This window comes from Streptomyces sp. UNOC14_S4 (assembly GCF_020740835.1).
GTDB lineage: Bacteria > Actinomycetota > Actinomycetes > Streptomycetales > Streptomycetaceae > Streptomyces.
Genome location: NZ_JAINFC010000420.1, coordinates 1 through 6,768 on the forward strand (window position 1 = coordinate 1; position 6,768 = coordinate 6,768).

7 protein-coding genes are annotated in these 6,768 nt (G+C 72.4%); 3 read left to right on the top strand and 4 right to left on the bottom strand.

The window, feature by feature from the left end; all coding sequences use genetic code 11:
* Positions 1-264 precede the first annotated feature (264 nt).
* The 3 genes from K6I34_RS28285 to K6I34_RS28295 form a co-directional block, all read right to left on the bottom strand.
* Positions 265-468, bottom strand: a complete 204-nt coding sequence (locus tag K6I34_RS28285) for a hypothetical protein (protein ID WP_229330084.1) — start codon at positions 466-468, stop codon at positions 265-267.
* Positions 469-559: 91 nt separating this feature from the next.
* Positions 560-1,747, bottom strand: a complete 1,188-nt coding sequence (locus K6I34_RS28290; RefSeq protein WP_229330086.1) for a Cmx/CmrA family chloramphenicol efflux MFS transporter — start codon at positions 1,745-1,747, stop codon at positions 560-562.
* A gap of 433 nt (positions 1,748-2,180) precedes the next feature.
* Positions 2,181-3,113 carry a squalene/phytoene synthase family protein gene (locus tag K6I34_RS28295; RefSeq protein WP_229330088.1) on the bottom strand — a complete coding sequence of 311 codons (933 nt, stop codon included), beginning with the start codon at positions 3,111-3,113 and terminating at the stop codon, positions 2,181-2,183.
* Between the two features lie 224 nt (positions 3,114-3,337).
* Here K6I34_RS28295 and K6I34_RS28300 point away from each other — a divergent pair, with 224 nt between their 5' ends.
* Positions 3,338-3,520, top strand: a complete 183-nt coding sequence (locus tag K6I34_RS28300) for a hypothetical protein (RefSeq protein WP_229330090.1) — start codon at positions 3,338-3,340, stop codon at positions 3,518-3,520.
* Between the two features lie 22 nt (positions 3,521-3,542).
* On the opposite strand, the gene K6I34_RS28305 is transcribed toward K6I34_RS28300, so the two are convergent.
* Positions 3,543-4,574, bottom strand: coding sequence for a GlxA family transcriptional regulator (locus K6I34_RS28305; RefSeq protein ID WP_229330092.1), 1,032 nt, complete (start codon positions 4,572-4,574; stop codon positions 3,543-3,545).
* Between the two features lie 118 nt (positions 4,575-4,692).
* Between K6I34_RS28305 and K6I34_RS28310 the strand changes: the two genes are divergently transcribed.
* Positions 4,693-5,451: a DJ-1/PfpI family protein gene (locus K6I34_RS28310; protein ID WP_229330094.1), complete on the top strand. Its 759-nt coding sequence runs from the start codon at positions 4,693-4,695 to the stop codon at positions 5,449-5,451.
* Positions 5,452-5,611: 160 nt separating this feature from the next.
* On the top strand, positions 5,612-6,739 hold the full coding sequence (locus K6I34_RS28315; protein ID WP_229330096.1) for a DUF5954 family protein: 1,128 nt from the start codon (positions 5,612-5,614) through the stop codon (positions 6,737-6,739).
* Positions 6,740-6,768 lie beyond the last annotated feature (29 nt).

Genomic DNA, 6,768 nt, shown 5'->3' on the forward strand with positions numbered 1-6,768 from the left:
GTTGTAGATCTCGGTGAGCCGTTCCAGATCGCCCTCGGCCCCCGACCGGATCCGTATCCCGGCGCTCACCGTGGTGTCGTACTGCATGGGTCGCTCCCTCCTCGCGAAGGGGCACTGTAGGCATATATGTGTTACGTGAATATGTCAGAGCATGTCGTGACGTTTACGCGGGTGCCTGTGCGTGGTGCCGACCCGCCGGAGTGAGGGCGAGGCTCCCGGCGAGCGGGGCGGCACCACGGCGTACCGTCAGGAGCAGCGGCTCCTCTACAGCCCCGTGCCCATCGCGCCGAGCTGGACCGGGCTCGTTCCTTCGGTTTCCGGGAGGGGCAGGGGCTCGGGGCCGCGCCCCTCGTGCGTGGGGGGTACGTGACGCAGGCCGCGGGTACCTTCCGCCGCCCACTCGGCGTCGGTCGGCGGCAGTGACACCGTGATCACGGCGTTGTCCAGGCGCCAGGAAACCTTGTCCATGTTGCTCCCCTCTCGGTGTGAAGCATCCGGAATATCGCCATCCTGACATGAAGCCCACGAGTAGTCGATCTTTTGTTCGCCGCGGCTCGCCTCATGCAGCGGCTCGCTCCTCCTCCGGGGCCGCCGCCCGCTTCCGTATCCGGCGTACCGCGTGCGCCGTACACCCTGTCGCGCACGCCGCGGCCACCAGCAGCGCGCTGACGCCGAGTGGCGAGCGGTAGCCGAGGCCCGCGTCGAGGGTGAGGCCGCCGAGGAGCGGGCCGATGGCCGCGCCGACGTTGAAGGCACAGGTCGCGGCGGCGCCGCCCAGGTGGGGTGCCTCGGCCGCGGTACGCAGCACCTGCGCCACCAGCGTGGACCCGACGGCGAAGGAGAGCGTCCCCTGGACGAGGACGAGAGCCAAGGCGGCGACCGGGCTGCCGGCCGTGACCGCGAAGAGGGCCCAGCCGACGGCGAGCGCGAGACCACCGGGCACGAGCAGCGCCATCGGCCTGGCGTCCGCCGTCCGCCCGCCGATCGTCACCCCGGCGAACGAGCCCAGCCCGAAGAGCGCCAGCACGACCGGCACCCACCCCTCACCGAATCCGCCGACGTGCGTGACGATCGGGGCGAGATAGGTGAACGCGCAGAACGTCCCGCCATTGACGAGCGCGGCCACGAGCAGCGTCATCAGCGGACGAGGACGGCGCAGCGCCGCCAATTCCCGCCGGACACTCGGCGATTCTTCTCCCCGCGGCGATTCCGGAACCGACCGCAGGACGGCGAGGACGGCGGGCAGCGATACGAGGACGACAGCCCAGAACGCCGAACGCCAGCCCCACCACTGCCCGAGCAGCGCGCCCGCGGGCACCCCCGCGACACAGGCGAGCGTGATTCCGCCGAGCAGGACGGAAGCGGCCCGGCCCTCGGCCTTCGGGCCCGCCATGGCGGTGGCCGCCGCCAGACCGACGGCGAGGAATCCGGCGTTGGCCACCGCCCCGAGGAACCGGGTGGCCAGCAGGACGCCGAAATCGGTCGTCACGGCGCCGACCGCGTGGACGACGACGAAGGCGGCCAGAAAGGCCGCCAGCGCCCGGCGTCTCGGCCAGCGCATGCCCAGCATGCCCATCACGGGCGCGCCGACGATCATTCCGACGGCGAAGGCCGAGGTCAGCGCCCCGGCGGCCGGGACGGACACCCCGAGGTCCCCGGCGACGTCCGGCAGCAGACCGGACAGCATGAACTCGGACGTCCCCTGGGCGAAGACCGCCAGTCCGAGCAGGTAAACGGCGAATGGCACGACAGAACTCCACAACCGCGTCACGGATGAACGACGAAGAACGCGGCGGCGAGTCACGGTGACGCACCGGCCGGACGGGTGCCGCTGTCCGCGGTACGGCCGTCCAGCCGGGCGTGCGGAATGCACCGCGCGCGGGAAACCGGAGACGGCATCACGGAAACGCCCGCGACAATGGCGGCGGTGATGATGCGGAATCCGGGAGGGAAACAGCCCGTACGACGGCGATCCGGTGACATGCGGGGCTGAACGGCGCGGCGCCGCGGAGCGCGAGGAATCTTCAGCGCGACATCACCGGGGAGCCACCGGACGACCGGTGGCTAGCGTCTTGACGCCTCGGGGCTGGACATGGCTCACACCATAGCCAGCATGTGCGTGGCAGGTCCACCGAGTTGATCGCCGAATTCGAGAACGGTGATGTGCGGACGCCGTGGGTTCAGCGGCCGGTTCGGCCGGTTCGGCTGATGCGGCGTGTCCGGACGAGGCCGCGGGCCAGCACGCGGAGGGAGGCCGGTACGGAAGGGCGTGCCGAGCCGCGCAGAAGCGCCGTGCCCTTGCGCGCCGCGGCCTCGACGGTGAGCAGTTCCAGGGCGATCAGGGCCTGGACGAACGGGCGGTGGGCCGGTGCCGTGAGGCCGGCCAGTCGGCGGCCGGCCAGGAGGTCGGCGCGGGCCTGTGCCAGTTGGTCACGCAACAGGGCGGCCGTCCCGGGGGTGTCACGGGCCTCCTCCAGGTCCGCGCGGCTGACGTCATGGCGCTTCAGAGCGGTGGCGGGGAGGGTGAGGCGTCCGCCCGCCAGGTCCTCGGCGATGTCGTTGACGAAGTCCAGCCGCTGGCTGCCGTCGATGTGGCTGCGGCAGGCGGCACGGAACCCGGCCTTGTCCGTCCCGGGCGCGAACAGCCCGGCGACGAGCATGAACGCGGGCAGCGCGTAGACGTCGACGTACTCCTGGTAGTCCGCTTCCGCCGCGAACCCGGCGAAGTCGAGATCGGCGGCCGCCCCGGCCAGGAACTCCTCGACCTGACCGGCCAGCCACGGGTGGATGGTCATCGTGTGCAGCAACGGACGCAGCACGGGGTGATCGCTGAGTCCGGTCTCCAGCGCGTCGCGCACCGCGGCTCCCCAGGTGCGCGAGGCGGCGACACGGTCGGGCAAGGCGCCTTCGTCGAGGACGGTGTCCGTGTGGTGCATGAACGCCGTCGTGGCGATCACGTGCGGGATCACCGGACCGGGCAGGAGCAGCCGGACGGCCACGTAGGCGTGTCGCCGGTAACGGGCCACCAGCGCGCGCTGCCGCGTGTAGTCCTCGCGCAGCCGGGGGTCGTGGATGCCCGCGGAGTCGAGTACGTGGTTCCAGGTGTCCGTCATGGCGGGCCTTTCCGGAAGGGGCGCGAAAGCGTCCGACTGCGCGGCGTGAGCCTTCCGACGGGGGATCTTCGTGATCGTCATCATGCCATGGCCACCGAGGCACCCCTTTCGGCACACCCTTGAGCGGCGGTCACCTGTTCGTCGTACCTGGATGTCGTACGTGCCCGCGTCCCCTGGGGTAATGGGCTCGTACCCCACGTGCGCAGCGACTCCGGAGGACGGTCATGGCGGGACGCAAGGACGGCGACGAGAAGAAGAACGCTCAGGAGGCACGGGCGCGGGGCAAGGAGGGGAACCGGCGCGAGGAAGGGATGGCGCAGCGGCTCTCCGACTGGGAGGAGGAGGGTGGCGCCCTGCCCGACCCCACGCCACGGGCCCGGCGGACAGGCGAACGCCCCCCTCGGTGAGCCGCGGCCGCGCGGGCGGGTGTCAGGGGACGGGCACGGGCGGAGCCAGGGCCGTCGACCGGGCCGCCGGGGCGGTCGGTGTCGATGCCGGTGTCGATGCCGGCACCGAGCGGAACGCCAGACGGTAGCTGCCCGGGCTCGTGCCCATCTGACGGCGGAAGTGCAGCCGCAGTGTCACGGGGGAGCCGAAGCCGGACAGGGTGGATATCTGCTCCACCGGCAGATCGGTGGTCTCCAGCAGGACGCTGGCGCGGCGTACCCGCGCCTTGAGGAACCACTGCAGGGGCGTCGTGCCCGTCTGCAGCCGGAAGCGCCGGTTCAGGCTGCGCACGCTGACGTTGGCGTGCTGGGCGATCTCGTCGAGGGTGAGGGGGCGGTGCACGTTCCGCTCCATCCACTCCAGGGTCGGCTGCAGGCTCGCGCCGTCGGCCACGGGCGCCGTGTGGGCGATGAACTGCGCCTGGCCGCCGTCCCGGTGCAGCGGCATGACCGCCAGGCGCGCCGCGTCGGCGGCGACCGCCGCGCCGTGGTCGGTACGCACCAGGTGCAGGCACAGGTCCAGGCCCGCGGCGACCCCCGCCGAGGTGAGCAGGCGGCCGTGGTCCACGTACAGCACCGAGGCGTCCACCTCGACCCGCGGATAGCGGCGGGCTAACTCGGCGGCGGTGTCCCAGTGGGTCGTCACGCGCAGCCCGTCCAGCAGCCCGGCCGCCGCCAGGACGAACGCCCCGGTGCAGATCGACACGATCCGCGCCCCGCGCCGGGCGGCCGCGCGGAGCAGGTCCAGCAGCTCCGGCGGCGCTTCCGCCGTGATGTCGTCCACGCCCGGGACGACGACGGTGTCCGCGTCGAGCGCGTCCGCCAGACCGTACGGCGCCCGGAGGTCGAAGCAGCGCACCCCCACCGCGAAAGCGGTCGCCTTCTCCGGCGCGCACACCCGCACCTCGTACGCCGGCGAACCGTCCGGCAGGCGCGCGCTCGCGAAGACCTGACAAGCCGCGGTGACATCGAAACCCGCCATCCCGTCCAGGGCGACGACAGCGACAACATGCATGGCCAGAACGTATCCCAACCCGGCATTTCTCCCTCTGTCGAGGTCCCCGCCGGGCGACGAAGCTGATCTTGTTCGAAGCTGATCTTGTGTGAAGAACTGGAAGAAAGCAGGGGGAATCGTGCGTCGCAGGGATCTGCTGAGGTCGGCGGCTGTGCCCGCCGTCGCGGGCGCGCTCGGACTGGGGGGTACCGCGTTCGCGGCTGACGCCGCGTCACGGCCGACGGCCGCCGCACGACCGGCCGCGGCCGCGCGGACCAAGCCGCTCCGCATACAGGTCGTCATGTTCGACGGTGTGGAGGAGCAGGACTTCATCGGCCCGTACGAGGTGTTCTCGGCGGCCAAGCGCTTCCGCGGCGCGCCCGTCGAGACGACGTACGTGGCCCTCGACGGCCCCCGGACCGTCGAGGCCGCCTACGGCACGAAGATCGCCGTCGAGCACGGCTGGGCGCCCGAGACGGCCGACGTCCTCGTGGTGCCCGGTGGCGGCAGCGAGGTGAAGGAAGGCGTCCCCGGCGTCGACCAGGAGGTGCGCCGCGGCGCCCTGCCCCGCGCCATCGCCGCGGCCAAGCGCCCCGGGCTGACCATCGCGGGTGTGTGCACCGGAGCCTTCCTGCTGTCCGCCGCGGGCATCACCAAGGGCCGCCCCTGCACCACCCACCACAAGCTCAAGGACCAGCTGCAGAAGCAGGGCGGACTCATCCACAACGCCCGCGTCGTCGACGACGGCGACCTCGTCACCTCCGGGGGCATCACCTCCGGCATCGACCTGGCCCTGTGGATCGTGCAGCGCGAACTCGGCTCCGACCTCGCCGTCGACATGGAGGACATCCTGGAGCACGAGCGCCGTGGCGCGGTCTGGCGCAGCGCCACCGCCTGACGCACCGCCCGGCACGCCACCTGACACACCGGCGGACGGGGCCCGGCCGGTACACCGCCGGGCCCCGTCCGCCGTGGTGCGCGAGGGACGTTCACCGACGCGCGGTACGCTCGGGCCGTTTCGGCTGCGGCGGACACGGCGCGCACGGCATGCTGAGGGCATGGCTGAGCTCGATGGTGAGAACGTCCCTGCCTACCGCATGGTCAGAGTGACCGCCCCCGACGCACCGGTGGCCGCGCTCGCGGACGTGGAGGCGTGGCGCGCGCGGGAGTCGTATCCGGAGGTCCTCCTGGCGGGCGGGCCCGTCTTCGGCGTGGTGCGGGAGAGCGAGAAGGGCGGCTGGGAAGTCGTCTCCTCGTTCTCCGGCCTGGCCCCGCAGGACGCCCGCGACGACATGGGCTGTCAGTTCCGCAAGCTGGCGCAGCAGGCGGAGAAGGACGGCGACATGGCCGCGTACGAGGAGTGCGAGGCGGCGGCCAAACGGACCGACTGGGAGACCGTCGACGAGCTGACCGTCCTGGGCGTGCGCTACCGGGTCGCGCGCGCCGAGCGCTTCATCCGCTCCGGCCCGCAGGGCCCCGAGCCGCCGCGCCCGACCGACCCCGACCCCGCGAAGCCCGGCGAGTCGCACAAGATCCGCGACAGCGAACGGGGCATGGTCATCGACCCGTTCACCGCCACGGGCATGTCCGAGGGCATCCTCAAGGTCGAGCTCCTGGCCCTCGTGCGCAAGGCGGGCACAGTGCCCCGCGACGTCCGCGAGGACTCCCTGCGCGCCGCGCAGACCCACCCGGGCGGCGTGCTCCTCCCGGCGGCGTTCGGCACGGCCGAGAAGGAGTACGGCTACTGGCGGCCCGACTCCACGGGCACGTCCAGCACACCGCAGGGCGCCCGGGACACGCTCGCCATGAGCATGCGCGTCATGATCCCCTGGCAGCTGCACCTCGGACGGGAGGAGCGCGTGCCCTACACGGCCGCGGCGGACCGGCTCGACGAGGAGCGCGGCGACGAACTGAAGGTGGCCGGGCGCGAGTTCAGGGTCGTGCGCATCGAGCGCCTCGTCCGCATCGGCCCGGACGGCCCGGAGGGGCCGCGCCCCTCCGACCCCGACCCGCAGCCGCCCGTCATGGTCCAGGACCAGCAGCTGCGCGAGCAGGGCGTCGTCACGGACGACGAGGACGAGGACGCGCCGATGGAACTCGACGAGGACACGCGACGGTTGGCTGCGCTCTTCAAGGAGGAGGAGGCGAGGCGAGCCGGGAAGTCGCCCGGCGCCGACCCGGAGTAGTCCGGCCGATGCCCCCCCGGGGGGGGCTG

What these genes read in the sequence shown, in the direction of transcription:
- K6I34_RS28285 (WP_229330084.1), bottom strand. Translation starts at nt 468, where the DNA reads ATGGACAAGGTTTCCTGGCGCCTGGACAACGCCGTGATCACGGTGTCA.
- K6I34_RS28295 (WP_229330088.1), bottom strand. Translation starts at nt 3,113, where the DNA reads ATGACGGACACCTGGAACCACGTACTCGACTCCGCGGGCATCCACGAC.
- K6I34_RS28300 (WP_229330090.1), top strand. Translation starts at nt 3,338, where the DNA reads ATGGCGGGACGCAAGGACGGCGACGAGAAGAAGAACGCTCAGGAGGCA.
- K6I34_RS28305 (WP_229330092.1), bottom strand. Translation starts at nt 4,574, where the DNA reads ATGCATGTTGTCGCTGTCGTCGCCCTGGACGGGATGGCGGGTTTCGAT.
- K6I34_RS28315 (WP_229330096.1), top strand. Translation starts at nt 5,612, where the DNA reads ATGGCTGAGCTCGATGGTGAGAACGTCCCTGCCTACCGCATGGTCAGA.